Annotated in this window: 21 protein-coding genes and 1 pseudogene; 8 read left to right on the top strand and 14 right to left on the bottom strand. The window is 63.5% G+C overall.

Features of this window, described 5'->3' with window-relative positions:
* Both ACNPAA_RS00995 and ACNPAA_RS01000 read right to left on the bottom strand, forming a co-directional pair.
* Positions 1-245: hypothetical protein (locus ACNPAA_RS00995; RefSeq protein ID WP_417891509.1), on the bottom strand; the 245-nt coding region annotated here is incomplete at its 3' end.
* Positions 215-3147: pseudogene (locus tag ACNPAA_RS01000) on the bottom strand (HD domain-containing phosphohydrolase). The pseudogene ACNPAA_RS01000 and the gene ACNPAA_RS00995, both read right to left, overlap by 31 nt.
* A 170-nt stretch (positions 3148-3317) precedes the next feature.
* On the opposite strand from ACNPAA_RS01000, the gene ACNPAA_RS01005 reads away from it, so the two are divergent.
* Positions 3318-4307 carry a luciferase-like monooxygenase gene (locus tag ACNPAA_RS01005; protein WP_103857814.1) on the top strand — a complete coding sequence of 330 codons (990 nt, stop codon included), beginning with the start codon at positions 3318-3320 and terminating at the stop codon, positions 4305-4307.
* 184 nt (positions 4308-4491) lie between these two features.
* A complete protein-coding gene (locus ACNPAA_RS01010) occupies positions 4492-4977 on the top strand; it encodes a 2TM domain-containing protein (protein WP_103857815.1) in 486 nt (161 codons plus the stop codon).
* A gap of 126 nt (positions 4978-5103) precedes the next feature.
* On the opposite strand, the gene ACNPAA_RS01015 is transcribed toward ACNPAA_RS01010, so the two are convergent.
* The 6 genes from ACNPAA_RS01015 to lptD are packed head-to-tail and all read right to left on the bottom strand — an operon-like array spanning position 5104 to position 11902.
* A complete protein-coding gene (locus tag ACNPAA_RS01015) occupies positions 5104-5925 on the bottom strand; it encodes a symmetrical bis(5'-nucleosyl)-tetraphosphatase (RefSeq protein ID WP_113724987.1) in 822 nt (273 codons plus the stop codon).
* 6 nt (positions 5926-5931) lie between these two features.
* Positions 5932-6294 (bottom strand): Co2+/Mg2+ efflux protein ApaG, encoded by a 363-nt coding sequence (gene apaG, locus ACNPAA_RS01020; RefSeq protein ID WP_010673206.1) that lies wholly within the window; start codon positions 6292-6294, stop codon positions 5932-5934.
* 4 nt (positions 6295-6298) lie between these two features.
* On the bottom strand, positions 6299-7111 hold the full coding sequence (gene rsmA, locus ACNPAA_RS01025; RefSeq protein ID WP_010673207.1) for a 16S rRNA (adenine(1518)-N(6)/adenine(1519)-N(6))-dimethyltransferase RsmA: 813 nt from the start codon (positions 7109-7111) through the stop codon (positions 6299-6301).
* Entirely contained in the window at positions 7101-8096 is a 996-nt protein-coding gene (gene pdxA / locus ACNPAA_RS01030) for a 4-hydroxythreonine-4-phosphate dehydrogenase PdxA (protein WP_039040071.1), read from the bottom strand. The genes rsmA and pdxA overlap by 11 nt, the downstream gene beginning before the upstream one ends.
* Positions 8097-8146: 50 nt before the next feature.
* The gene (gene surA, locus ACNPAA_RS01035; RefSeq protein WP_010673209.1) at positions 8147-9439 is read right to left on the bottom strand and encodes a peptidylprolyl isomerase SurA; all 1293 of its coding nucleotides are present in this window, start codon (positions 9437-9439) and stop codon (positions 8147-8149) included.
* Between the two features lie 30 nt (positions 9440-9469).
* Positions 9470-11902: an LPS assembly protein LptD gene (gene lptD, locus ACNPAA_RS01040; RefSeq protein WP_417891510.1), complete on the bottom strand. Its 2433-nt coding sequence runs from the start codon at positions 11900-11902 to the stop codon at positions 9470-9472.
* A 174-nt stretch (positions 11903-12076) separates the two neighbouring features.
* Here lptD and ACNPAA_RS01045 point away from each other — a divergent pair, with 174 nt between their 5' ends.
* From ACNPAA_RS01045 to djlA, 3 genes are read left to right on the top strand one after another with little or no spacing between them, the layout of a single operon-like run.
* The gene (locus ACNPAA_RS01045; protein ID WP_417891511.1) at positions 12077-13087 is read left to right on the top strand and encodes an aminoglycoside phosphotransferase family protein; all 1011 of its coding nucleotides are present in this window, start codon (positions 12077-12079) and stop codon (positions 13085-13087) included.
* Complete coding sequence (gene murU, locus ACNPAA_RS01050) at positions 13084-13752, top strand: N-acetylmuramate alpha-1-phosphate uridylyltransferase MurU (RefSeq protein WP_336592382.1); 669 nt, start codon at positions 13084-13086, stop codon at positions 13750-13752. The genes ACNPAA_RS01045 and murU overlap by 4 nt, the downstream gene beginning before the upstream one ends.
* Positions 13753-13771: 19 nt before the next feature.
* Positions 13772-14596, top strand: coding sequence for a co-chaperone DjlA (djlA, locus tag ACNPAA_RS01055; protein WP_417891512.1), 825 nt, complete (start codon positions 13772-13774; stop codon positions 14594-14596).
* Positions 14597-14681: 85 nt separating this feature from the next.
* Here djlA and ACNPAA_RS01060 read toward each other — a convergent pair whose 3' ends face one another.
* The 4 genes from ACNPAA_RS01060 to ACNPAA_RS01075 all read right to left on the bottom strand — a co-directional run bounded on the left by ACNPAA_RS01060 (position 14682) and on the right by ACNPAA_RS01075 (position 19523).
* A complete protein-coding gene (locus tag ACNPAA_RS01060) occupies positions 14682-16037 on the bottom strand; it encodes an NCS2 family permease (protein WP_417891513.1) in 1356 nt (451 codons plus the stop codon).
* 255 nt (positions 16038-16292) lie between these two features.
* Positions 16293-16622, bottom strand: a complete 330-nt coding sequence (locus ACNPAA_RS01065; protein WP_125117507.1) for a hypothetical protein — start codon at positions 16620-16622, stop codon at positions 16293-16295.
* A gap of 111 nt (positions 16623-16733) precedes the next feature.
* Positions 16734-18401: an energy-dependent translational throttle protein EttA gene (ettA, locus tag ACNPAA_RS01070; RefSeq protein ID WP_200164539.1), complete on the bottom strand. Its 1668-nt coding sequence runs from the start codon at positions 18399-18401 to the stop codon at positions 16734-16736.
* Positions 18402-18677: 276 nt separating this feature from the next.
* Positions 18678-19523 (bottom strand): lytic transglycosylase domain-containing protein, encoded by an 846-nt coding sequence (locus ACNPAA_RS01075; protein WP_042075010.1) that lies wholly within the window; start codon positions 19521-19523, stop codon positions 18678-18680.
* A 343-nt stretch (positions 19524-19866) separates the two neighbouring features.
* On the opposite strand from ACNPAA_RS01075, the gene ACNPAA_RS01080 reads away from it, so the two are divergent.
* The 3 genes from ACNPAA_RS01080 (at position 19867) to ACNPAA_RS01090 (ending at position 22739) form a co-directional block, all read left to right on the top strand.
* Positions 19867-20607 (top strand): glycosyltransferase, encoded by a 741-nt coding sequence (locus tag ACNPAA_RS01080; protein ID WP_257709780.1) that lies wholly within the window; start codon positions 19867-19869, stop codon positions 20605-20607.
* An 88-nt stretch (positions 20608-20695) separates the two neighbouring features.
* Positions 20696-21061, top strand: a complete 366-nt coding sequence (locus tag ACNPAA_RS01085) for a lipid-A-disaccharide synthase N-terminal domain-containing protein (protein WP_252593194.1) — start codon at positions 20696-20698, stop codon at positions 21059-21061.
* Positions 21051-22739 carry an ArnT family glycosyltransferase gene (locus tag ACNPAA_RS01090; protein ID WP_417891514.1) on the top strand — a complete coding sequence of 563 codons (1689 nt, stop codon included), beginning with the start codon at positions 21051-21053 and terminating at the stop codon, positions 22737-22739. The genes ACNPAA_RS01085 and ACNPAA_RS01090 overlap by 11 nt, the downstream gene beginning before the upstream one ends.
* An 81-nt stretch (positions 22740-22820) precedes the next feature.
* On the opposite strand, the gene ACNPAA_RS01095 is transcribed toward ACNPAA_RS01090, so the two are convergent.
* Together ACNPAA_RS01095 and ACNPAA_RS01100 are read right to left on the bottom strand one after the other, a co-directional pair.
* Positions 22821-23819, bottom strand: coding sequence for an NAD-dependent epimerase (locus ACNPAA_RS01095; protein ID WP_368203137.1), 999 nt, complete (start codon positions 23817-23819; stop codon positions 22821-22823).
* Positions 23816-25177: a UDP-glucose dehydrogenase family protein gene (locus ACNPAA_RS01100; RefSeq protein ID WP_323937449.1), complete on the bottom strand. Its 1362-nt coding sequence runs from the start codon at positions 25175-25177 to the stop codon at positions 23816-23818. Before ACNPAA_RS01100 ends, ACNPAA_RS01095 begins: the two co-directional genes overlap by 4 nt.
* Positions 25178-25223 lie beyond the last annotated feature (46 nt).

Genomic DNA, 25223 nt, shown 5'->3' on the forward strand with positions numbered 1-25223 from the left:
GGTAAACAGGGTGTGATGGTTGGCAGAAAGCGCTTGGGCGATGACGGTATAACCTGGCCAGAAGGAGGCAATATCAATATGATGCACGGCGACAGCAGGGTGATGGTGGTGGTGTGTTTGGAGACAGCCAGTTTACCAGCACCCTGTCTGTCAACTTCCACTTCCCCAAGATCCCGCGAAGAACCTTTTTTTATGGGCGAGTGCCAGCGGAAGGTCAGTGTGATCCTGCCAGCAGTGCCTGGCATTCGACCTCGTCCAGCTGCTCGGGGGCGAGGAAGCGTCTGGCGTAGTCCCGCCAGATGCCGCTCTCGATGAAGAGGGCAAACAGGGCCGGGTCTATGTGCTGTTCCTGCACCATCTTCACCATGATGGCCAGGGACTGGGAGACCGTTTTGCCAGACTTGTAGGGGCGATCGCTCGCCGTCAGCGCCTCGAAGATGTCCGCAATGGCCATGATGCGGGCGGGAATGCTCATCTGCCCCCCTTGCAACTGGCGCGGATAGCCCGTGCCGTCCATCCGCTCGTGATGGCCCCCCGCAATCTCCGGCACCTTGCGCAAATGGCGGGGGAAAGGAAGCTTCTCCAGCATGCGTATGGTCTGGATGATGTGATCGTTGATCTTGTAGCGCTCCTCTTCGGTGAGGGTGCCGCGGCCGATGGCGAGGTTGTAGCGCTCCCCCCTGTTGTAGAGGTGGATGGGCACCCGCACCTTGAAGCCCCATGAGTTGTGTCGGGCGAGATTGTCGTGCTCGGGGCGAGGGATGAGATGGACCGCCTTGTCGGCGAGCAGCGACTCTCGGCAGGGGAGGGGAGAGGGGGCCTCCTGGTGGCGCTTGCGCTCCTCCTGACTGATGCCGAGCCGATCGTCCAGAGTGCGCAACCAGGTGCGGCTGGCAATGGCATCCAGCCTGGCGATTTTCTCCGGCGCCATCCACTCGCCCCCCAGATTGCACTCGGCCACGAAGGCGAACTCCTGATCCAGGGTGTGCCAGAGGGGGGTTACAGCCTTGAGGGCGGCCTGCTGCCCGGATGGGGGCAGCAGGCCGCAGAGCGCCTCGATGTGGGCATCCCGCTTGAGCACCTCGAAGCGGGTGCGGATCTCGTGGATCCTGTCGTAGATGGTCTCGAGCTTGGTCGCCTTGTCCACCACGAACTCCGGGGTAGTGACCTTGCCGCAGTCGTGCAGCCAGCTCGCGATATGGATGGCCTCCCACTCCTCTTCGTTGAGTCGGAAATCGGCAAAGGGCCCCGTCTGCTGTGAGCAGGCAGCCTGGGTCAGCATCCTGGCCAGTTCCGGCACCCGCTGGCAGTGGCCGCCGGTGTAGGGGCTCTTGGCATCGATGGCACCGGCGATGAGCTCGATGAAGGCTTCCAGCAGCTGCTTCTGCTCCTCCAGCAGGCGCTGGTTTTCGATGGCGGAGGAGGAGGTGCCCGCCAGCGCTTCGATGAGGCTGATGCGCGAGGCCAGTTCGCGGGCCGAGCAGTCTGGCAGGATCAGCAGCAGGCAGCCGATCAGCTCCTGACGGTGGTTGTGAAGGGGTTCGACCAGCAGTTGGCAGGCACCGGGGAAGGGGCCCCAGTCGCTGAGGTAGCGGGCCCACTGTGCCTCGTCGAGGGGCAGGCAGAGGCGCTCCGTGTGGTAGAGACCGCCGAGCAGCGCCGCCTGCCACTGTACCTGTTCGCACGCCAGCGGCTGCCCCTGCCAGATGGCGTGAACGGCCTGCATCTCGCTCTCCTGGGCCAGGAAGAGGCAGCCGCCCTCGGCCTGGGCAGCCGCCACCGTCTCGTGCAGGATGCGGCTGAGCAATGAATCGAAGCGATGCTCTGCCGCCAGCGCCCGGCCCATGTTCATGAAATTGCCGAGGGTCAGGCGCATGCTGGACATGGCGCGGGCGAGGTCGTCAATTTCGCGGATCGCCGAATCCGGCCCCGGGCTTTCGCCAAAGTCGAAGTGCTGGATCCGCTCTGCCTCCCCGGTCAATACCAGCAAGGGAGCGGCAGTGCGCCGGGCGGCCAGCCAGATGACGGGCAGCAGGAGCAGCAGACCGGCAAGGGCCCAGGCGAGATTGTGCAGCGCATCCTGGCGCGCCGGGGCGGTGAGCACCTCGGTGGGCACCAGGAGGGCGAGATAAAACGGAGACTCTTACCCGAGGGAGGAGAGGTTGACCAGCCACTCCTGACTCTGAACCGTTGCCAGGGTCAGCTCGGCGGGGTGATGCAGCAGGGTAGGCCGCGCAGCCATCTCCTGTTGCAGCCTGGTGAGAATGGGGTGATTGAGGGCCGACAGCATGGGCAGGCGGCTCAGTTGCTCGAAGCTTGGGAGGCGCTCGGGATCCGTGGCCAGCAGGGTCCCGACCTCGTCAAACAGCACCAACTGGCTGTGACCGGGCAGGGGCAACTCGCCGATGAGGGAAGAGAGCCCCTCCATGCCCGCATCGAGTCCGATCACCGCCCGGCGATCGTCGCTCTCCACCGCCAGTGTCATGCCTGGCTCCCGGGTAGTGAAGAAGAGGTAGGGGTGGGTCACTATGATGCCGGTGTTCCAGCGCGCCTCCTTGTACCAGCCCCGATCTCGCGGATCGAAACGGTAATCCGGCATGGGGCGCCGCTCCAGCAGCCGCAGCCGCTGGTCGAAATAGAGGAACTCTCCCTGTCCCTGATGCAGGCTCTGGACCAGCAGGCGGCTCTCGGGCGGAGGCGCCTCCAACGCCCCTCTCGCCCGTTCGGTCAGCTTGCGTACCAGAAAGAAATCGCCGTCCTCGTAACCGGCATAGATGGCGCCGTAACTGGTGCTGTTGGCCAGTACTTCTGCCAGCTGGGGCAGGAAGGCTAGCCGCGTCTCCAGCCCTGTCATGGCGGACAGCTGGCCGCTGCGCAGCAGATTCAGGGACATGCGGGCCGGTCGCTGGTTCAGCTTGATGGCGAGGGCAAGCTGCTCCCGGTATTGCTGGAAGCTCTGACGTTCGTGCTCCAGCCCCTGCTGCATGCCCTGCTGGAACTGCAGCACGATGAGGGCGCCCCCCAGCAAGGAGAAGAGCAGGATGAAAAGGGTGGCAATGTATACGTAAAAGGGTCTGCGACTGAGACTTGCGTTTGTCATGGACGGATCCTTGTCCCCTGGCGATCGCCGTATTGGTCACCTAACAGTGTGCTTGCTGGATGACAAAAAGCCTAGGACTCGATCTTGCGCTCTTCAGCCCCAAATCAACAGCCGGCCTTCGCGCTGCGTCTTTGCCCCTGTGGTGAGATGATTCGTTCAGATATCTCGTGCTACATTGCTCCCCTGATAAACGCCCTGTGAACCAATGGAGTGTCCCATGTCTGTCGTCCCCTATTCCGTGCTGGATCTGGTGCCCGTTCCCGAAGGTGGTCTGCCGGCCGAGTCGTTTCGCCACTCGCTGGATCTGGCTCGCCATGCGGAGCGCTGGGGTTACCACCGCTACTGGCTGGCGGAGCACCACAACATGCCGGGCATTGCCAGCGCCGCCACAGCGGTGCTGATTGGCCACCTGGCCGGGGGCACCACGACGTTGCGGCTCGGGGCTGGCGGCATCATGTTGCCGAACCACTCCCCCCTGGTCATTGCGGAGCAGTTCGGCACGCTGAGTTCCCTCTATCCGGATCGCATCGATCTCGGCCTGGGCCGCGCCCCTGGCAGCGATCAGCGCACCATGCAGGCGCTTCGCCGCCAGCGCAGCGGCGAGGTGGATGACTTCCCGGCGGATGTGCGCGAACTGATGAGTTATTTTGGCGACGAGGTCGCTGCCGTGCAGGCGGTGCCGGGTCAGGGACTCCATGTGCCCATCTGGTTGCTGGGCTCCAGCCTCTACAGTGCCCAACTGGCTGCGGCCATGGGGCTGCCGTTCGGCTTTGCCTCCCACTTTGCTCCCGCCATGTTGCTGCAGGCGCTGGAGATCTACCGTACCCAATACCGTCCCTCTGCCCGTTGGCCCAAACCCCATGCGGTGGTGTGCGTCAATCTGATCGCCGCCGACACCGATCGTGAGGCCCGCTTCCTGTTCACCACCCTGCAGCAGCAGTTCCTGCGTCTCTACCGGGGGGATGCCGGCAAGCTGCCACTGCCGGTGCAGACGCTGGGGGATGAGTGGTCTCCCCGCGAATTGATGGCGATGGAGCAGACTCTGGCTCGCTCCCTGGTGGGGGAGCCGGATCGGGTACGCCACGGCCTCAAGGCTCTGCTGGCAGAGACCGGAGCGGACGAGCTGATGTTCAACGGTCCCATCGTCGATCATCAGGCGCGCCTGCGCTCCTTCGAGATTGGTGCCGAGTTGATGCAGGGGTTGTAACCCCCCGTGACGTCTGGCCGCCAGCGGCACGCCAAGCCTGGTTGCTCGGGGCGAAAGAGCCACGATTGCGTGGTAGTAAGTTTATGATTTTTAAAGGAAGTCAGGTGAGTGTCGGCCATCTGTCGTGTCGCCTCTCATGCCCTTTCCCTATGCTGGCCCTGTCAATCACCACAAGGAGCGCAAGATGATCGTCAGGAAGTTGAGATTGCAACGGGGATGGTCCCAGGAACAGCTGGCGACCCTCACTGGCCTGAGCGTTCGCACCATTCAGCGAGTAGAGCAGGGACAACAACCCGGACTGGAATCCCTCAAGGCCCTGGCCGCCGTCTTCGAGCTCGATGTGACCCAACTGCAGGAGAGCGAGATGAAAGGGAATGAGGGCGAAGATCGGGGACGCGTGCAGGTGGCGCGGGATGAGCGGGAGGCGATGAAGTTCGTGGAGGGGCTCAGGGGCTTCTACGGCCACCTCATGAGCTATGTGCTGGTGATAGGGGGGCTGTTTGTCATCAACTACCTGAGCAACCCGGATTATATCTGGGCCTGGTGGCCCATGCTGGGCTGGGGGTTGGGATTGGCTTCTCACGCCATCAACCTGTTCCAGCCCTTCAAGCTGTTTGGCCCGGAATGGGAGCGGCGCCAGGTCGAGAAACGGCTGGGGCGCAGGCTCTGATCCGCTCATCATGAAAAAACGGGCCCGGCATTGCCGGGCCCGTTCTGTTTTCAGCTCCATTTCGCAGGAGAGGGCATTGCTCTCCTCTCAACGGCGGATCATTCCCTTGTTCCGCAAAGAGCCGCTCTACTTGGCATAGGCCGGGCAGGGGGTGGCGATCAGGGCGTCGTCCTCGTAGCGCCACAGGGTGAGGCTGTTGCCCCAGACGCACCCGGTGTCGAGTCCCTTGATATCGGATTTGCCGGTGTTGCCCATCAGGGCCGCCCAGTGGCCGAAGACCAGGATGGGGTCATCCACATGGTGCTCGCGCTGCTCGAACCAGGGGCGCAGGCCCGGGGGCGATTCGGTGGGGCCCTTCTTGCATTTGAAGTCGAGGCGCCCGTCGAAGTAGCAAAAGCGCATCCGGGTGAAGCTGTTGATGATGTAGCGGTAACGCTCTATGCCCAGCAGGTTGTCGTTCCAGCTGTCGGGCTGATCGCCATACATGTTGTGCAGCAGCCAGCTGTACTGATCCCCGCGCAGCAGGCTCTCCACCTCCCGGGCACAACTGCGGGCGGTGTGGGCGTCCCAGGCGGGGGAGAGGCCCGCATGCACCATCATGATGGGCAGGTCGGGGTGTTCTGCCAGCAGGGGACGGTGACGCAGCCACTCCAGCAGCTCGTCCCGATCCGGCGCCTCCATCAGCGCCTGCAGCTTGTCTTTCTTCTTGAGCGGGGCGACTCCGTGGGCCACCGCCAGCAGGTGCAGGTCGTGGTTGCCGAGCACGGTGACGGCCTGCTGCCCCAGTGATTTGACGAAACGCAGGGTGTTGAGGGAGTCCGGCCCCCGGGCGACGAGATCGCCGCACAGCCAGAGCGTGTCGTTATCGAAGTCGAACTCGGCAAGATCCAGCAGACGGCGCAAATCGTCGTAGCAGCCCTGGATATCACCGACGAAACAGTTCGCCATGAAACCTCAGTTGATTATGTTGGGGACGGCCAGCGTGAAGGGGGCGATGGGGGCTTCGAATTGTTGCCCCGATTCATCCTGCAGGATGTAGCTGCCTTCCATCACGCCAAGCGGTGTGGCGAGGGGAACGCCACTCTGGTAGGAAAAGGTCTCGCCGGGGGCGATCAGGGGTTGTTCACCGACCACGCCGGGACCTTCCACTTCCAGCATCTTGCCATTGGCATCCGTAATGAGCCAGCGTCGATGCAGCAGTTGCACCGTGCCCGGACCCAGGTTCTCAATCTCGATGCGATAGAGAAAATGGTAGGGATCTGCGGTTCCCGCCACATAGCTGGGGTGGGGGCGGACCACTATCCGGGCTTGGGTCATGGGATCAGGCCTGTTGCTGGTCGGCCAGCCAGTTGGCGATCGTGACGAACTGCTCGAGGGAGAGATTCTCCGGGCGCAGGTTGCCATCGATGCCAAGCTCGGTCAGCTGGGCGTCGGTGATGAAGTTGGAGAAGCTGTTGCGAATGGTCTTGCGACGCTGGCCGAAGCCTTCGGTGCAGACCCGGTTCAGGCAACGAATGTCTTTCGCGACGATAGTCGGGTTCTTGTGCGGGATCAGACGCACCACGGCGGAATCCACCTTCGGCGCCGGCTTGAAGGCGCCCGGGCCCACTTCCAGCACCGGCACTACCTGACAGTAGTACTGGGTCATCACGCTCAGACGGCCATAGGCCTTGCTGCCCGGGCCGGCGGCCAGACGCAGCACCACTTCCTTTTGCAGCATGAAGTGCATGTCCTCCACCCGGTCGGCAAATTCGCACAGGTGGAAGATGAGGGGGGTGGAGATGTTGTAGGGCAGGTTGCCGAAGATGCGCAGCGGCCCCTTGCCTTCCCCCATCAGGGTACTGAAGTCAAAGCGCATGGCATCGGCTTCGATGACGGTCAGCTTCTCCTTGAGGGTCGGGTGTTCGCGCAGACGTGCGGCAAGATCCCGGTCCAGCTCGACCACGGTCATCTTGTCCATCTGGGCGGCGACCGGCTCGGTGAGCGCAGCCAGACCCGGGCCGATCTCCACCAGATTCTGACCCGGTTGCGGGTTGATGGCGGCCACTATCTGGTCGATCACATACCGGTCGTGCAAGAAGTTCTGACCGAAACGCTTACGGGCCGTGTGGCCCATGTGCACCTTACTGCTCATATCTTTTTTTCTCTACCATCTGGATGGCGTGGTTGATCGCGGTGGTGAGGCTGCCGGGGTCTGCCAGGTTCTTGCCTGCCAGATCCAGCGCTGTGCCGTGGTCCACCGAGGTACGGATGAAGGGAAGTCCGAGGGTGATGTTGACCGAGTTGCCAAAGCCCTTGTACTTGAGCACGGGCAGCCCCTGATCGTGGTACATGGCGAGTACCGCATCCGCATCCTTGAGGTATTTGTCCTGGAACAGGGTATCGGCTGGCAGCGGGCCGACCAGATCGATCCCTTCCTGGCGCAGGGCGGCCAGGGCGGGTTCGATGACATCGATCTCTTCACGGCCCAGATGACCCCCTTCCCCGGCATGGGGATTGAGGCCGCAGACATAGATCCGGGGGTGTTCGATGCCGAACTTGCGCTTGAGATCCGCATCCAGGATGCGGATCACCTTGCCAAGGCGATCCTCGGTGATGGCTTTGGCCACATAGGCAAGGGGAATATGGGTGGTCGCGAGGGCCACTCTCAGCCCTTCGGTGGCCAGCAGCATCACCACATCGGCGGTGTCGGACTGCTGGGCGAAGAACTCGGTGTGACCGCTGAACGAGACGCCCGCCTGGTTGATGATCCCCTTGTGCACCGGCCCGGTCACCACGGCGGCAAATTCGCCGCTCAGGTTGCCGTCGCAGGCGCGCTGCAAGGTAGCCAACACATAGGCGCCGTTGCCCTCATCCAGCTTGCCTGGCACCACGGGGGCGCCGAGCGGCACGGGGCAGACGGTCAGAGTCCCCGCTCGCTGCGGACGGGTGGGGGCGCTTTCGTCATAGGGTTCAAGCTCGACGGGTAGCCCCAGCAGGGCGGCCCGTTCGCGCAACAGGGCGGGATCGGCGATCACCACCAGCTGATGGGGCCAGGCCCGCTGGGCAATCTGCAGCACCAGATCCGGACCGATCCCGGCCGGTTCACCCGGGGTGATGGCAAGCCGGTGGCAGCTCAGCTGTGCCTCGGCGTGCCCTGGATGCGCCTTGTTCATCTGCTTGTCGCCCATCAATTGGGTTCGATCTGGATGTAGGCTTCGTCGCGCAGCTCATCCAGCCAGGCCTGGGACTCTTCGGCGAAGCGGCGGTTGAAGATGAGCTGGTAGGCGCGTTGCTCCTGGGCCTTGCCGGTGGCGTCCTGGCTGCGGCGATCCTCGAGCTGCACGATGTGCCAGCCGTGGCTGGTGCGGAAGGGTTCGCTGATCTGGCCCGGTTGCAGGCGACCCAGCATGTCGCGGAACTCCGGTACATAGACGTTGGGATCAGACCAGCCCAGCTCGCCACCCTGCACCGCAGAGCCCGGATCCTCGGAGTATTTCTCTGCCATGCTGGCAAAGCTGGCCTTGCCGCTCTTGATGTCGTGCAGGATGCCGTCCAGGGTGCCCTTGGCCTTCTCCTCGCTCAGGATGATGGAGGGCTTGATCAGGATGTGGCGCGCCTTGACCTCGGTCTGCATGACCTGTTGCTGGCCCTTGGTGTCGAAGATCTTGATGATGTGCAGACCGGCGCCGGAGCGCAGCGGGCCGACGATGTCACCCTTGCCGGCCCCTTGCACGGCTTCCGCCATCAGGGTGGGCATCTCCTGCGGGCTCAACCAGCCCCAGTCACCCCCTTCCAGCGCCTTGGGACCGTTACTCTCGGCAATGGCCAGCTTGCGGAAGTCGGCCCCCTCTTTCAGGGACGCCAGAATGCGCTCGATCTTGGCCTTGGCTGCGTTGAGCTGCTCGGCATTCGGGTTGTCCGGCAGCGCGACCTGGATATGGCCGATATGATATGACGTCTGCTGCTGGCCCTGTTTGCTCAGGGCCTCGACCACCTGCTTGACCTCCTGATCGGAGATGTTGATGCGACGGCGGACCTGGCTGCGGCGCACCTCGTTCATCAGGATCTCGCGGCGCACCTCCTCACGGTACTGGGCGTAGGTCAGGCCTTCCCGCTCCAGTTGGGCGCGCAGTTGCTCCAGGTTCATCTTGTTGTCGGCGGCGATGCTCTGAATGGCCTGTTCCAGCTGGGTGTCACTGATCTTGAGCCCCTGGCGCTCCGCCAGTTGCAGTTGCAGGCTCTCCTGGATCAGGCGATCCAGTGCCTGCTTGCGCAGGGTGACGTCATCGGGCAGGGACTGGCCGCTCTCCTGGGCAGAGGCCTTGACCTTTTGCACCAGGGCCTCCTGCTGACTGGCCAGCACCACATCCTTGTTGACCACGGCCAGCACCTTGTCCATCAGCTCGGGGGCGGCGAGGGCTCCCTGGCTCATGACTCCGAACAGGCCTGCGGTCAGCAGGGAAATCAACGTCTTCTTCATATCCATCTCTCAAGGCGTTTGCCAGACCGGTTACTGGTCTCGCAGGTTAAACGGACGAATGTAAGGCAGTGCTTCGGTGTCCAGGGAAGTGCCCTTGGAGTCGGTACCCACGCTACCCAATCCTTTCATTTCAAATTGAATGCCGAAACTGCGCTCGGCAGTGGATGTATTGTTCACGTTATCTGGCGTGTTGACCCATTCCAGGTTGAAGTTGATGCTCCAGCAGCAGGAGTCGTATTTCAGGCCCACTTTACGATCAGACTTCACGCTCTGATTGAGCTCTTTGTAGTAACCCCCGTAGAGGTGCCAGCGATCGTCCAGCGGGGTGGTCAGCAGCAGGCCGATCTGGTTGAGATCGGTAACCTCGTTATTGGTGTTAGGCACAATGTTGGCATCCCGCACGAAGCGATGGTTCAACTGGCTGATCAACTTCTCGTGACGGTACTCCAGGGCGCTGTTGGCAGAGCTTATCTGGCGCTGTTCCATATCATATTGTGCCCCCGCATGGGCATACCACTGCTCGTTGATCTTGGCGTCACCCTCGAACGACAGCGGGGAGCGGGTATTGGTGCTCAGCTCATCGCTGCTGTAAAGCTTGACCCTGGGCGCCACGAAGTCGAAGGCTTGGGCAACGGCCAACCGGATTCGTTCATCCCCGGCCGGATCATAAATGCGGGTGGTGACCCCCAAGGAGAGCCGGTTGGAGTCACTGATGCGGTCCAGACCGGCGAAGCGGCGATCGCTGAAGAGGCTGTAGTAGTCCTGGCGCATGGTGGTGGAGTCATAGACACCGATGTTGTCCTGATCCTTGTAGGGCACATAGAGGTACTGGAATTCAGGCTCCAGGGTCTGGTTGGCTCCCTCGCCAAACCACTGCTGATCCCGCTCGAAGGTCATGCCGCCCTTGAGACGGAACGATGGCAGTACCCGGGTGATGGTCCCCTCTTCCAGGGTGACGTCGCCGCCCTCTCTCGGGGTGAAACGATTGGTGAAGGTGCTGCTCATCTGGTCAGGCACCGTCTGGTCGTAACGGGTGTACATCAGCTTGTACTGGCTGTCGAGGAAGTAGCCCGCTTCGTCAACGAGGGGGATGGTCAGGGTGGGGGCCGTGTAGACCCGGGTGCCGGTGTAGGCTTCACCCTTGTTCTGCTCGATGGCCTGATCGTTGTTGTAGCCGAAGTTGGTCAGCTCGGTATTCCAGGCCAGATCGTACCAGCTGCCCTGCTGGTAGTAGTTGTGGTTGATGCGCGGCATCAGCTCGTGGGGTTGCTGGGCGCTGGCCAGCAGGATCTGGTAGGTCCGTACCTCGGCATCGAGGTTCCAGTTCTGCTGGTAGTAACCTGCCTTCAGGGATTGCTGCAACTGGTTGTCGACCTGGGTCCCCACCTTGGGGGTGAAGTCGTTGAAGTAGCTGTAGTCCTGGTCCCGTACCTTGGTGTAGTCCACCGACACCCGCATGGCGTTGTCGATGAACATGGAGGTGTGGCGGGCACTCAGCAGGTAGCGGTGACCGTCAGAGAGATGCTGATTGAGGTTGGCCGTCTCGTCGTACTGCTTGTCGTCTGCCAGGTTCTCGAAGTAGAGACTCCCCACGTGGGCCGGGTCCGGCATGTAGCGAAACTCGACCTGTTCCATCAGGCCCCGTCTGTCCATGAAGCGGGAGGTGATGGTGGCATCGTAGTTGGGGGCGATGTTCCAGTAGAACGGCTGGGTGATGTCCATGCCGTTCTTGGAGCTTTGGGTATAGCCCGGGTAGAGCAGACCGGTCTTGCGCTCATCCTTGATGGGGAAGTTGATATAGGGGAAGTAGAAGACCGGATAGTCATAGAGCCAGAGGCTGGCGTTCCAGGCCTCCCCGAATACCTCGGACTGATCGATGTCGATGCTGCCGGCCTTCAGGGTCCAGGCCTCCTGGCCCGGTGGGCAGGTGGTGTACTGGGCCCCTTCCAGAGTGATGTTCTGGTTGTTGTTGGTCATGGTCAGCTTTTCGGCGAAGCCGCGCACCGGTGAGCCATGGACCTGATACTTGCCCTCTTCCAGCTCGGAGTTCTTGGTGTCCAGGTTGGATTTCAGGGTCTTGTCGCTGGTGACCGTGATCTGGCCATCGTTGTAATAGATGTTGCCGATGGCGATGACATCCCGGCTCTTCTGGTCGAGCTGGGCATAGTCGGAGTCGAACTTGCGCACGCCCTGGCGCACCTTGACGTCACCCTCGTAGACGGCGGTACCGCCCTGCTTGGCCTCCAGGCGATCGGCATCCACCTCGACGGGCTGGGCATTGGCGTCCTGGCCCGCACTGGGCTTCTCTATCTTGGGGACATAGTCATAGCAGAGGCTGTCGAGGATCCCGGTAGCGGGTGGCGCATTGAGTGGCGCTGCCTGGGCCATGAGCGGGCTCAGGGCAGGAACAAGGCTGATGGTCAGGGCGATGGGACAGGAGTATCCCAGTGTCCATTTTGTCATGTGAAAGGCTCGCGCAATCCGTAGTAAAAACGGTGGATTCAGGGCATGCATTTTATGTCAGGATCCATCGAGTTGACATTGCATGTCATTGCTTTATGTTAGCCGGCAATGATAAAGCATTATTGCGGCCAGGGCTAACAGCCAAGTGCTGCTTTCCAATTTGGTTCCCGACTCATGCACGATCGCGCTTCCCTGCTTTTGCAATGGGCTCGCCGGATTTCCGGTGACGCCAACCTCTCGTTGACGCTTATTTCCGGTGACGCCAGTTTCCGCCGCTACTTCCGGGGTGGCGGTCTGGTGTGGGTGGATGCTAATCCGAAAACCGAAAAAAATCATGAATTCGTTCGCAATGCCACCGCCCTGCACGATGCGGGGCTGCTGGCCCCCGAGGTAAAGGGGGTCGACTACGAGCAGGGATTGCTGGCGGTGACGGACCTGGGGGATACCCAGCTTATCGGCTGCCTGAACGAAGCGAGCGTACTGGCCTGGTATGGCAAGGCCATCGCCCTGCTGCCAAGGCTCGGCGCCGTGGCGCTCGAGCTCGAGCCCTTCGATGAGGCCTTCATGGCCCGCGAAAATGCCATCTTCCCCGAGTGGTTGCTGGGACATCACCTGCAACTGGCCCTGAGTGATGAAGAGCAGCAGTTGCTGGCGGAGACCTTCGCCTGCCTCACGGCGAGCAACCTGGCCCAGCCACAAGGAGTGATGCACCGGGACTTCCACAGCCGCAACCTGATGGTGTGCGGCGGGACGAACCCGAAGGAGAGCGACCTCGCCCTTATCGACTTCCAGGACATGGTCATCGGGCCGCTCAGCTATGACCTGGTCTCCCTGCTCAAAGATTGCTACGTGCGCTGGCCGGACGCGGTGATCGAGCAGGGCATGCGACTTGGCTTCGACACCCTGCAAGGGGCCGGCCTGCTCGGCAATCTGGACTATGCCGCGTTTCGTCGCGCAGCCGATCTCACCGGCATGCAGCGCCACCTCAAGGCGGCGGGGATCTTCACCCGCCTCTATCACCGCGATGGCAAGGCCGGCTACCTCAAGGACATTCTCCGTACCCTGGGCTACGTGGTCGATGTCTGTCGCAGCCATGGCGCCGCCTATCCGGTGCTGGCCCGCTTCGGCCAGTGGCTGGAGCAGGTGGTGCTGCCCGGATTGGCGCGCACCGGGGTGACACCATGAAGGCGATGATCCTGGCCGCCGGGCGCGGCGAGCGGATGCGTCCGCTCACCGATCTGCTGCCCAAGCCGCTGCTGGCGGCGGGGGGCAAGCCGCTCATCGTGCACCATATCGAAAAACTCAAGGCAGCCGGCGTGACCACACTTGTCATCAACCACGCCTGGCTCGGACACAAGCTGGTGGCGGCCCTCGGCGATGGCAGTGCGCTCGGGGTATCCATTCACTGGTCGGCCGAAGAGAGCGCGCTCGAGACCGCCGGCGGCATCGTGCAGGCGCTGCCTCTGCTGGGCAGCGAACCCTTTCTGGTGATCAACGGCGATACCTGGCTCGACCTGGATTATCGCGCTCTGGTGAACCAGCCGCTTGGGGACGATCTCGCCCACCTCTGGCTGGTGCCCAACCCTCCCCAGCATCCGCAAGGGGACTTCTCCCTGCAAGCGGGTCGGGTGCTGGACACCCCGGCCCTCACCTTCAGCGGCGTCGGCCTCTATCACCCCGCCGCCTTTGCCGGCTTGCCCTGCGGGGCGCGCAAGCTGGCCCCCCTGCTGCGCGACTGGATGGCGCAGGGACGGGTGGGTGGCAGCCTGCTGGCAGGCGAGTGGCGCGACATCGGCACAGTGGATCGGCTGCGCGAGCTGGACGAGCAACTGCTCGCCGGCACCCATTAACATCACGAGGTCTTGAACCATGCGTATTTGGGGCAAGGTGCTTGGCACCTTCTTCGGTTTTCTGCTCGGCAACATCTTCGGTGCCCTGCTGGGCCTGTGGATCGGCCATCGCTTCGATCGGGGCATGGGGATCCGCGGGGCCTTCCAGCGGGCACCCAGCCAGCAACAACAGGCCGTCTTCTTCCATGCCACCTTCGCCGTCATGGGCCACATCGCCAAGGCGAGCGGCCAGGTCACCGAGCACGAAATACGGGTCGCGTCCAACCTGATGGACAGGATGCGGCTGACCGGAGAGCAGCGGGTACGGGCTCAGGAGTCGTTCCGCCTTGGCAAGGAGAGTGACTTCCCCCTGCGCGAGACCCTGGCGGAGTTTCGCCAGGCGAGCCTGGGGCAGCGTGACATCCTGCGCTTCTTCCTCGAGGTCCAGCTGCAGGCCGCCTTCGCCGACGGTCAGGTGGAGGCGAACGAGCGGGCAATCCTGCAAACCATCGCCGACGAGCTGGGGTTCAGTCGCATCGAGCTGGCCCGCATTCTGGCCATGGCCGAGGCCCAGATGAACTTCTTCCACCGTCAGCAGCAGCAAGGCGGTGGCCAGGGGCAGCAATACCGCCAGGAGCCCCCCTCCCGGGATCGCCTCAAGGATGCCTATCAGTTGCTCGGGGTGAACGAGAGCGACAGCGATCAGGAGATCAAGCGTGCCTATCGCAAGGAGATGAGCAAGCATCACCCTGACAAGCTGGCCGCCAAGGGATTGCCCCCCGAGATGATGGAGATGGCCAAGGAGAAGACCCAGGAGATCCAGCAGGCCTGGGAGTGGATCCGTGAGGCCCGCGGTATTCGCTGAGCCCTGAGCCCGCCATAAAAAAATGCCCGTCGATGACGGGCATTTTTGTTTTCAGAGTCTGGTTTTTCTTTTCATGGAAGAAAAATCAGTGGGCATCGACCCAGACAAACTTGAGGACGAAGAGCAGGGCCACCACCAGCACGCAGGGGTTGATCTCGCGCCAGCGGCCGGTGCCCGCCTTCATCACGCAGTAGGAGATGAAGCCCACGGCGATCCCCTCGGTGATGGAGAAGCTGAACGGCATCATCACCGCAGTCATGAAGGCCGGTACCGCTTCGGTCAGATCTTCCCACTTCACCCGGGTCAGCTCGGAGCACATCAGCACTCCCACATAGATAAGGGCGCCAGCGGCGGCGTAGGCCGGCACCATGGCGGCGACCGGAGAGAAGAAGATCGCCAGCAGGAACAGGATGCCGACCACGATGGCAGTCAGACCGGTACGGCCGCCGACGGCAACGCCGGAGCTGCTCTCGATGAAGGCGGTGACCGAGGAGGTGCCCATAAAGGCGCCGCCGACCGAGCTCACGCTATCGACCAGCAGTGCCTGCTTCATGCGCGGGAAGTGCCCCTTGTCATCAGCCAGCTTGGCGCGGTTGGTGACGCCAATCAGGGTGCCGGAGGAGTCGAACAGGTTGACCAGCATAAAGGAGAAGATGATCCCGGCGAGGCTGATGTCGAGCGAGCCCATCAGATCCAGCTGGCCGAACACCGGCTCGATGCTGGGCGGCATGGAGACGAAACCCTTGAAGGTGACATCGCCAAACAGCCAGCCCAGCGCCGTGGTGACCACGATGGCGATCAGCACGGCGGAGTGGACGCCGCGGGCGGAGAAGATGCAGATGAGGAAGAAGCCGAGCAGCCCCAGCAGGCAGGGCAGGGAGGTGAGGTTGCCCACGGTCACCATGGTGGCGGGGCTCGCGACCACGATGCCGGCATTGTGCAGGCCGAGCAGGGCGATGAGCAGACCGATGCCGGCGGTGATGCCGACCCGAAGTGTCAGGGGAATGTTGGCGATGAGCCAGTAGCGTACCCGCAGCAGGGTCAGGATCAGCAGGCCCAGCGCACCCCAGAAGATGGTGCCCATGCCCACTTGCCAAGAGTAGCCCATGCCGGCCACCACCACGAAGGCGAAGAAGGCGTTGAGGCCCATGGCGGGAGCCAGGGCGATGGGCAGGTTGGCCAGCAGACCCATCAGGATGCTGCCGATGCCGGCGATGAGGCAGGTGGTAACGAACACGGCCTGGGTGTCCATGCCTGCCGCAGAGAGGATCTGCGGGTTGACGAAGACGATGTAGACCATGGTCAGGAAGGTGGTGATGCCGGCGATCACCTCGGTGCGGGCCGTGGTGCCATGACCGCGCAGGGCAAACAGGCGCTCGAGCAATCCATGCCCGGCAGCCGGGCTGGCGGTCTGCCCGGTAGCGTGATGTGGTTGATTCATGTTGGATTCCAATGGGTGACGTGAAATAGGCAGCAGGGGGCCCGGCCCATCCATGCGGGGCGACGGACCCTGATTCTGGCGGTGAAGTGACCAGACTCGTCCTGATACCGTGACAGCGCGCACATTTTCACACAGGCGGCCAGGTTTACAAACCCCGGATGTGCGAGGCGGATCAATGAATAGAGTAAAAATTCAAACGTTTTCCCTCAGAGGCAGGAGAAAGGGGACCAATAGAGCCCCGTTTCCACATCGGGATCAACGGTTTTTCTGGTAGCGTTCGATAAGCTGGCTCAGCACGGCATCGCTCTGCTCCAGCAAGGGATCGAGGGCCAATCCCATGCGTTGCAGCAGCAGGGTGGCCTGGGTTTCGCTCAAGGGGCGGCTATCGAGGAAATAGGCCTGCTCGGCCAGTTGCTTGTCATGGCGGGGCAGCAGTACCCAGTGCACCCGTCGGGGTTCGATGGCGGCGAGGATCCGGTTGGCGGCCGCGCAGAAGGTATCGATGTGCTGCTTGCCATCCGGCCCCAGGCAGCCGGGTTCGAGCCGGATCTGGATGGTGAGTCTGGTGGTGGAGGCTTGGGTCATGGGTCGCTATCGGTGGGGAATAGGTGGAGATTGTAAGTCAGAAGAGGCAAAAAAGGGGAGCCCCGGCTCCCCTTGTGACGTCATACCTGGCGGCGCAGCTGTTGCCTCGCCTTACTTGGCAATGCGCTTGTACTTGGCGCGGCGCGGCTGGATAGCCTCGGCACCGTAGGTCTTCTTCTTCCACTCTTCGTATTCGGTGAAGTTGCCTTCAAAGAATGCGATCTTGCCCTCGTCCTGGTAGTCCAGGATATGGGTGGCGATGCGGTCGAGGAACCAGCGGTCGTGGGAGATGACCATGGCGCAACCCGGGAACTCCAGCAGGGCGTTCTCGAGGGCGCGCAGGGTTTCGATGTCCAGATCGTTGGTCGGTTCATCCAGTAGCAGCACGTTGCCGCCGGTCTGCAGCAGCTTGGCCAGGTGCAGACGACCGCGCTCGCCACCGGAGAGCTCGCCAACCCGCTTCTGCTGGTCGGAACCCTTGAAGTTGAAGCGGCCGATATAGGCACGGCTCGGGAACTCGTAGTTGCCGATGCGCAGGATATCCTGGCCGTCGGCGACTTCCTCGAACACCGTCTTCTTGTCGTTCATCTGGTCGCGGAACTGATCCACCGAGGCCAGCACCACGGTGTCACCCAGGGTGATGGAACCGGAGTCCGGCTGCTCCTGACCCGACATCATGCGGAACAGGGTCGATTTACCGGCACCGTTCGGGCCAATGATGCCGACGATGGCGCCCTTCGGAATGGAGAAGGAGAGATCGTCGATCAGCTGGCGGTCGCCATAGGACTTGCAGAGGTTGGCCACCTCGACCACCTTGTCGCCGAGGCGGGGTCCGGGCGGAATGAACAGCTCGTTGGTCTCGTTGCGCTTCTGGTAGTCGTTGGTGTTGAGCTCCTCGAAGCGAGCCATACGGGCCTTGGACTTGGCCTGACGGCCCTTGGGGTTCTGGCGAACCCACTCCAGCTCCTTCTCGATGGACTTGCGACGGGCCGCTTCGGAACTCGCTTCCTGGGCCAGACGGGCGTCTTTCTGCTCCAGCCAGGAGGAGTAGTTGCCTTCCCAGGGGATGCCCTCGCCACGGTCCAGCTCCAGGATCCAGCCCGCCACGTTGTCGAGGAAGTAGCGGTCGTGGGTGATGGCCACGACAGTGCCCTCGTAGTCGTGCAGGAAGCGCTCCAGCCAGGCCACGGATTCCGCATCCAGGTGGTTGGTCGGTTCGTCCAGCAGCAGCATGTCCGGCTTTTCCAGCAACAGGCGGCACAGGGCCACGCGGCGGCGTTCACCCCCGGAGAGGTGCTTGATCTGGGCATCCCAGGCCGGCAGGCGCAGGGCGTCGGCCGCGCGCTCCAGCTGGTTTTCCATGTTGTGGCCGCCCTGGGCGGCGATGATGGCCTCCAGCTCGCCCTGCTCGCGGGCCAGCTTGTCGAAGTCGGCATCCGGATCGGCGTAGGCCGCATAGACCTCGTCGAGGCGCGCCATGGCGCGTTTCACCTCGCCCACCGCCTCTTCGACCGCCTCGCGCACCGTCTGCTCCGGATCCAGCTTGGGCTCCTGGGGCAGGTAGCCGATCTTGATGCCGGGCTGCGGGCGGGCTTCCCCTTCGATCTCGGTGTCGATCCCGGCCATGATGCGCAGCAGGGTGGATTTACCGGCGCCGTTCAGACCCAGCACGCCTATCTTGGCGCCCGGGAAGAAGGAGAGGGAGATGTTCTTGAGAATATGACGCTTGGGCGGCACTACCTTGCCGACCCTGTTCATGGTGTAAATAAATTGAGCCATTGGCTAATTCTCTTCCTTTTCAGCAGTTTAATGTCGTGACATTAACAGACTGATGTCGTGGTGGGGCCGGGTCGACGGGCCGTCAACCCGGTTCCAAAAAACCCGTCGATTGTAAACCAATGGGGAGGGGGCGGCAAAGCCGGGGAGCGGGGAGCCAGGGGGCTGGCGAGCGGCCGAGAGGCGGCAGCGAACAGGAGCGTGCCGGGCCCTGTCTTAAGATTTCCTTAAGCCTGGCCCGATAGGATTCGTGCGGATGAGACGGCCGTCGGGTGGCGCTCAGCGTGGCAGCCGGCGCTCCTTGGCCGGATCCTGCCCCGAGTAGTAGAGCACCCGCTGCACGTACTCCTGGGTCTCCCGATAGGGGGGCACGCCGCCGTGGCGCAGGACGGCCTGCTCCCCGGCGTTGTAGGCGGCGCTGATCCTGACCCAGTCGGGGCCAAACTGCTTCTCCAGCCACTTCAGGTAGATCATGGCGCCACGGATGTTCTGCCGGGCGTCGAACGGCCGGGTCACGCCGAAACGGGCCTGGGTTTCGGGGATGAGCTGCATGACCCCCTGCGCCTGCTTGGGGGAGACGGCGGCGCTGTTCAGATTGGACTCGGCGATGGCGATGGCCAGCGCCAGCTGGGGGTTGACTCTGTGACGTTTGGCCGCCTGGCGGATCATGCTGGCCAGCTGCTGCTTGCTCGTGGATTGGCGGGCCAGGTAGCTGTCCTGATCGAAGGGGGTGCTGGGCCGCACCCAGGGCGCGCCGCCTCCGCTGCCACCGACGCCACAGGTGCCGAGGGGGGCGTTGCCGACCCGCTCGTTGTAGTAGCGGGCGGCCTGCTGATTGCCGAGGCGCATGGCCATGGCGAGGTAGGCGTTCGCGTGGCGCGCGTTGCGTATCCCCTGGGGGCCGCGAGCCAGCAGGCGACCGATGCGGTAGTAGGCTTCCGGGTTGCCCAGGCTGGCGGCGGTGCAGTAGTGGGCGATGGCCTGCCTCGGGTTGCCGCGCTCCATGGCGGCGCCCTGGCGCAGGGCGCTCATCGCCTTGGGGGCCTGGCGAAATGCATCGGCATGGGCCGATGCCGTGGTCAACAGCAGGAGCAGCCCCCAGCCCCAGGCGCAGAGTCTCTGCATGATGGTTACCTCGTTGGCTTGTCCGGAAGATATAGGTTCTCCACGGGGTGGCTGCCAGCCAGACGATGGAACATGTGGTTATGTGTCAGGTCATCAGAGACGAAAACGGTATGGAACTTTTAGGCGGGAGAAGATCCTGCTGGTGGTGACGACCTGAGGTGCGGGCAGGGCCGCGCTGTTGTGCTGCCCCTCTTAGTTGATGCGATTGTTAGTTGTCGGGTGATAGACGGCGATCATCATGATGTAATACCTTGTATTTGTGCGGGTTCTGGCGCTCAGTCCACCTTCTTCATGATGTGCGCAACAGGATCCCTTGGATTATTTTCTTTGTCGGGAAGCTCATATGGGTGATTCAGTCGATGTGTCAGTCGTAGTACCAGCCAAGGATGAACGGGACAATCTGGCTCCCCTCATCGGGGAGATAGATGCGGCCCTGGGCGGCAAGTACGACTACGAGTTGATCTACGTGGACGACGGCAGCGAGGACGACAGCTTTGCCGTCCTGTGCGAGCTGAAGGCGCGCTTCGCCAGCCTGAGGGTCGTGCGCCACGTGCGGGCCGTCGGCCAGAGCATGGCGGTGCTGAGCGGAGTGCGTCACGGTCGTGGCGACTGGCTGGTGGTGCTGGACGGCGACGGCCAGAACGATCCGGCCGACATTCCCGCCATGTTGGAAGAGGCCAAGCGCCGTTTCGCGTCGGACAAGAGCCAGGTCGGGCTCATCGGCCATCGCGTCAATCGGCGCGATGACTGGGTGAAGCGCCTCTCGTCCAAGCTGGCCAACGGCTTCCGCGATCTGCTGCTGCGGGACGGTATCCCGGATACCGGCTGCGGCCTCAAGGTGGTGCGCCGCGACTGGTATCTGCGCCTGCCCGGTTTCAACCATATGCACCGCTACATCCCGGCCCTGATCCAGGCCCAGGGTGGCCGCATGTCCCCCTGGCCGGTCAATCACAGACCCCGGCAGGCGGGCATCTCCAAGTACGGCGTCTGGAACCGGCTCTGGGTCGGGCTGGTGGACGTGGTCGGTGTCTGGTGGTTGCAGCGCCGATCCAAGGTGGTCGAGATCCGGGAGATGCTGGAGTGATGGACACCCTGCTTTCGTTGTCATCGGTCTGGCCGGACCGGGATGAGGTCGTCCCCCATGTCGGCTGGTTGAACCGGGGAGGGCGGCGATGATCGATGCCCTGCTTTCCATGGAGCTGACCTGGTTTGACTGGACGGGTCTGCACGTCACCGGCTGGAAGATCATCGGCTACACAGGGGCGCTGATGTTCGGCGGCCGCTGGCTGGTGCAGTTCGTCGCCTCCAAGCGCGCCGGCAAGCCGGTGATCCCGCGCATGTTCTGGTACATGAGCGTGCTCGGCAGCCTGATGACGCTCAGCTACTTCGTCTTCTCGCCCAAGCAGGACTCGGTCGGCGTGTTGCAGAACCTCTTCCCCACCTTCACCGCGCTCTACAGCCTCTATCTGGATATCCAGCACAGAGGCTGGAAGCGGGACAAGGTCGTCAACGACTATGAGGCTCGTCATGGTAAATGATCGTTACCTGCTCAATCAGAGCTCATTCGGCTGGTTGCTGCTGATCGCCCTGGTGGTGCTCGGCGCCGGCCTCGGCCTGCGGGATCCCTGGCCCGCCGATGAACCCCGTTTCGCCCTGATCGCCAAGGAGATGGTGGAGAGCGGCCAGTGGCTGTTCCCCATGCGCGGCGGCGAGATCTACCCGGACAAGCCCCCCATGTTTATGTGGGGCATCGCCATCGGCTATCTGCTGACCGGCTCCATCAAGGTGGCGTTCCTGCTGCCTTCCCTGCTGGCGGGTCTGCTGACCATCACGCTGGTGTGGGACATGGGCCGCCGCCTGTGGAGCCCCTCGGTCGGCTTCCTGGCCGGGCTGTTGCTGCTGTTTACCGTCCAGTTCACCCTGCAGGCCAAGACGGCGCAGATCGATGCGCTGGTCACCTTCTTCATCACCCTCGGCGTCTACGGCTTCGTCCGCTTCCTGCTCTGCGGTGGCGGTTGGCGCTGGTACTGGCTCGGCTGGTTCGCCGCCGGGCTCGGCATCATCACCAAGGGGGTGGGGCTGCTGGCCCTGCTGATCCTGATCCCGGCGATCTGGACCCACCGCGAGAAGATCCGGGCCGCCTCCAGGAGCGATTGGCTCAAGGGGCTGGCGGGACCGCTGTTCATGTTGCTGGCCATCGGCCTGTGGCTGGTGCCCATGTTGCTCGCGGTGGCCCAGAGCGGGGATCCCGTGCTGCAGGCCTATCGGGACAACATACTGCTGCGCCAGACGGTGACCCGCTATGCCAACGCCTGGCATCACGTCAAACCGTTCTGGTATTACCTCACCTCGGTGATCCCGCCGTTCTGGCTGCCGCTCTCCCTGCTGCTGCCCTGGCTGGTGGTGGCGTGGCGCAAGGCCATCCAGGGGCAGGACAAGCGCATCATACTGCTGCTCGGTTACCTGGTGCTGGTGATCGTCTTCTTCTCGGTGTCGCCGGGCAAGCGCGGCGTCTACGTCACGCCGGGCACGCCGGCGCTGGCCCTGCTGACGGCTCCCTTTGTCGCCGAGCTGTTGGCGCGGGTCTGGCCCGCGCGCCTGCTGGGCGGGCTCGGCTGGCTGCTGGGGATCATCTGTGTGGGCGGGGCGGGGGCGCTGGCATTCAGCGCCAAGCTGGCGAGCAAGCTGGGGGATCTGGGCCCGGCGCCCTGGCTGCCCCTGCTGGCGATGGGGGCGGCGCTGCTGCTCATCAACGCCCTGCTGCGCCGGGCGCCGCTCAGTGCCCTCCTCTGCTCGCTGGCGGTGGGGTGGCTCATCTACTCCAGCTGGATCTGCGTGAAACTCAACGACATGCGCACCCCGGAGGGGGTGATGGCGCTGGCGGCGGAGCGGGTGCCTGCGGGGAACGAACTGCTGCTGGCCGGCTTCAAGGAGCAGCACCTGCTGTTCAGTCAACAGCCTCTGCGCCACTACTCCTACCAGATGCCGGACGGGGAGCAGTCCCGCGAGGCGGCGGCCTGGATAGCGGCCGCCCCCGGACGCTGGGTGCTGGGCGCCGCCGATCTGATGGCGGTCTGCTTCGACGCCGATCGCATGGAGAGCCTCGGCAACCGCCACCGCACCGACTGGATGCTGGCGGGGGTGGATGCCCTCAAGCCGGAGTGCCGCGGTCTCAGCCCACAGATAGAGCCCTTCAGCTATGCCCCCGGGCCCTGAGCCCGGACGGCAGGAGAGTAAGCCGGATAAACAGAGGGGCTGCCATTGGCAGCCCCTTTCTATTTGGATGATCCTGTGCGGTCAGATCCTGTAGTACTCCCTGTACCACTTCACAAAGCTCTCGACCCCTTCGGTCAACCCTACCTTGGGGCGATAGCCGGTCGCCTCGAACAGCGCCTCTGTGTCGGCCCAGGTGGCGAGCACGTCGCCGGGCTGCATCGGCAGCATGTTGCGGATCGCCCGTTTGCCGAGTGCCGTCTCGATGGCCTCCACGAAGTCCAGCAGCCGCACCGGGCTGCCGTTGCCGATGTTGTAGAGGCGATAGGGCGCCGGGCTGGCGTCGGTCTGCCCCCGCCAGTTCGAGTCGCCGACCGGCGGCCGATCCACGACCCGCACTATCCCCTCCACGATGTCGTCGACATGGGTGAAGTCCCGGCTGAGCTGGCCCTGGTTGTAGATGTCGATGGGCTCCCCCGCGAGGATGGCGCGCACGAACTTGAACAGCGCCATGTCGGGGCGACCCCAGGGGCCATAGACGGTGAAGAAGCGCAGGCCGGTGGTGGGCAGGCCGTAGAGGTGGGAGTAGGAGTGGGCCATCAGCTCGTTGGCCTTCTTGCTCGCCGCGTAGAGGGAGACGGGGTGATCCACCCCGTCCGAGGTCTTGAACGGCATCTGCTCGTTCAGGCCGTACACCGAGCTGGACGAGGCGTAGACCAGGTGCTTGACCCCGTGATGGCGGCACCCCTCCAGCACGGTAAGCGTGCCGGTGAGGTTGCTGTCGGCGTAGGCGAAGGGGTTGTCCAGGGAGTAGCGCACCCCGGCCTGGGCCCCCAGATGGATCACCCGGTCAAACTGCTCGCGGGCAAAGAGCGAGGCCATGGCCGCGCGGTCCGCGAGATCGGTGCGCTCGAAGCGAAAGCCGGGCAGAGGCGTGAGCAGGGCTAGGCGCGCCTCCTTCAGGCTCACCTCGTAGTAGTCGTTGAGGTTGTCGATGCCAACCACCTCGTGACCCTCGCCGCACAGCCGCTGCGCCAGGTGAAAGCCGATGAAACCGGCTGCGCCGGTGACGAGATACTTCATCGCGGCTGCCCCAGACCGTGCGCCTGTTCCAGGCTGTCGCCTCGGCCGATGGCGTAATAGGTGAAGCCGCGCTGGCGCAGGCGGGCCGGATCGTAGAGGTTGCGACCGTCGATGATGACGGCCTGCTTCAGGGTCTGCTGGATCAGCTCGAAGTCGGGGGCGCGGAACTGCTGCCACTCGGTGCAGATCAGCAGGGCATCGGCGCCCTTGAGGGCCGCCTCCTGGGTGCCGCACAGGGTCAGGTCGTCCCGCAGGCCATAGAGGTGTTGGGCCTCGCTCATGGCCTGGGGATCGAACGCCTGCACCTTGCCGCCGGCGGTCCAGATGGCCTCCATCAGCACCCGGCTCGGCGCCTCGCGCATGTCGTCGGTGTTGGGCTTGAAGGCGAGCCCCCAGATCGCGAAGGTGCGGCCGCTCAAGTCGGCGCCGAAGTGCTGGTGCAGCCGCTCGATGAGCTTGTGCTTCTGGCGATCGTTGACCTTCTCCACCGAGCGCAGCAGGGGCGCCTCGCAGCCGATCTCGCTCGCGGTGTGGATCAGCGCCTTCACGTCCTTCGGGAAGCAGGAGCCGCCGTAGCCGCAGCCCGGGTAGATGAAGTGGTAACCGATGCGCGGATCCGCGCCTATGCCCTTGCGCACCGCCTCGATATCGGCCCCCAGCTTCTCCGCCAGATTGGCCATCTCGTTCATGAAGGAGATCTTGGTGGCCAGCATGGCGTTGGCGGCGTACTTGGTCAGCTCGGCGCTGCGCTCATCCATCTGGATGATGCGATCGTGCTGGCGGTTGAAGGGGGCGTAGAGCTCCTCCAGCAGGGACATGGCATGGGCCGAGCCGGTGCCGATGATGATGCGATCCGGCCGCAGGCAGTCGGCCACCGCGGCCCCTTCCTTGAGAAACTCCGGGTTGGAGACCACCTCGAGCGGCAGTTCGACGCCGCGCTCGCGCAGTATGGCCTCGATGTGCCGGCGCACCTTGGTGGCGGTGCCGACCGGTACCGTGCTCTTGTTGATCACGACTTTGCCAGCCTGCATCAGGCGGCCTATGGTGCCGGCCACCGCCAGCACGTGCTGCAGATCGGCTGAGCCGTCCTCATCCGGCGGGGTGCCGACCGCGATGAAGATGAGCTCGGCGAAGCCCACCCCCTCGGCCACGTCCGTGGTGAAGTGCAGGCGACCGGCCTGGTGGTTGGCCTGCACCATGGGGGCCAGGCCGGGTTCGAAGATGGGGATGATGCCTTCTTTCAGCCGGCCGACCTTGGCGGCATCCACATCCACGCAGGTTACCTGGTGACCCATCTCGGCCAGTACGGCGGCCTGGACCAACCCCACATAACCTATCCCGAATACGGCGACTCTCATCTACTGTTGCTCCGCAGGCAATTGCAAGGCACTCATTCTAGAACGA

Source organism: Aeromonas sp. PS2Canimalfood6 (assembly GCF_048276795.1).
GTDB classification, from domain to species: Bacteria; Pseudomonadota; Gammaproteobacteria; order Enterobacterales; family Aeromonadaceae; genus Aeromonas; species Aeromonas caviae.

Coding starts and splice junctions, on each gene's coding strand:
- ACNPAA_RS01005 (WP_103857814.1), top strand. CDS start 3,318: ATGTCTGTCGTCCCCTATTCCGTGCTGGATCTGGTGCCCGTTCCCGAA.
- ACNPAA_RS01010 (WP_103857815.1), top strand. CDS start 4,492: ATGATCGTCAGGAAGTTGAGATTGCAACGGGGATGGTCCCAGGAACAG.
- ACNPAA_RS01015 (WP_113724987.1), bottom strand. CDS start 5,925: ATGGCGAACTGTTTCGTCGGTGATATCCAGGGCTGCTACGACGATTTG.
- apaG (WP_010673206.1), bottom strand. CDS start 6,294: ATGACCCAAGCCCGGATAGTGGTCCGCCCCCACCCCAGCTATGTGGCG.
- rsmA (WP_010673207.1), bottom strand. CDS start 7,111: ATGAGCAGTAAGGTGCACATGGGCCACACGGCCCGTAAGCGTTTCGGT.
- surA (WP_010673209.1), bottom strand. CDS start 9,439: ATGAAGAAGACGTTGATTTCCCTGCTGACCGCAGGCCTGTTCGGAGTC.
- lptD (WP_417891510.1), bottom strand. CDS start 11,902: ATGACAAAATGGACACTGGGATACTCCTGTCCCATCGCCCTGACCATC.
- ACNPAA_RS01045 (WP_417891511.1), top strand. CDS start 12,077: ATGCACGATCGCGCTTCCCTGCTTTTGCAATGGGCTCGCCGGATTTCC.
- murU (WP_336592382.1), top strand. CDS start 13,084: ATGAAGGCGATGATCCTGGCCGCCGGGCGCGGCGAGCGGATGCGTCCG.
- djlA (WP_417891512.1), top strand. CDS start 13,772: ATGCGTATTTGGGGCAAGGTGCTTGGCACCTTCTTCGGTTTTCTGCTC.
- ACNPAA_RS01060 (WP_417891513.1), bottom strand. CDS start 16,037: ATGAATCAACCACATCACGCTACCGGGCAGACCGCCAGCCCGGCTGCC.
- ACNPAA_RS01065 (WP_125117507.1), bottom strand. CDS start 16,622: ATGACCCAAGCCTCCACCACCAGACTCACCATCCAGATCCGGCTCGAA.
- ettA (WP_200164539.1), bottom strand. CDS start 18,401: ATGGCTCAATTTATTTACACCATGAACAGGGTCGGCAAGGTAGTGCCG.
- ACNPAA_RS01075 (WP_042075010.1), bottom strand. CDS start 19,523: ATGCAGAGACTCTGCGCCTGGGGCTGGGGGCTGCTCCTGCTGTTGACC.
- ACNPAA_RS01080 (WP_257709780.1), top strand. CDS start 19,867: ATGGGTGATTCAGTCGATGTGTCAGTCGTAGTACCAGCCAAGGATGAA.
- ACNPAA_RS01085 (WP_252593194.1), top strand. CDS start 20,696: ATGATCGATGCCCTGCTTTCCATGGAGCTGACCTGGTTTGACTGGACG.
- ACNPAA_RS01090 (WP_417891514.1), top strand. CDS start 21,051: ATGGTAAATGATCGTTACCTGCTCAATCAGAGCTCATTCGGCTGGTTG.
- ACNPAA_RS01095 (WP_368203137.1), bottom strand. CDS start 23,819: ATGAAGTATCTCGTCACCGGCGCAGCCGGTTTCATCGGCTTTCACCTG.
- ACNPAA_RS01100 (WP_323937449.1), bottom strand. CDS start 25,177: ATGAGAGTCGCCGTATTCGGGATAGGTTATGTGGGGTTGGTCCAGGCC.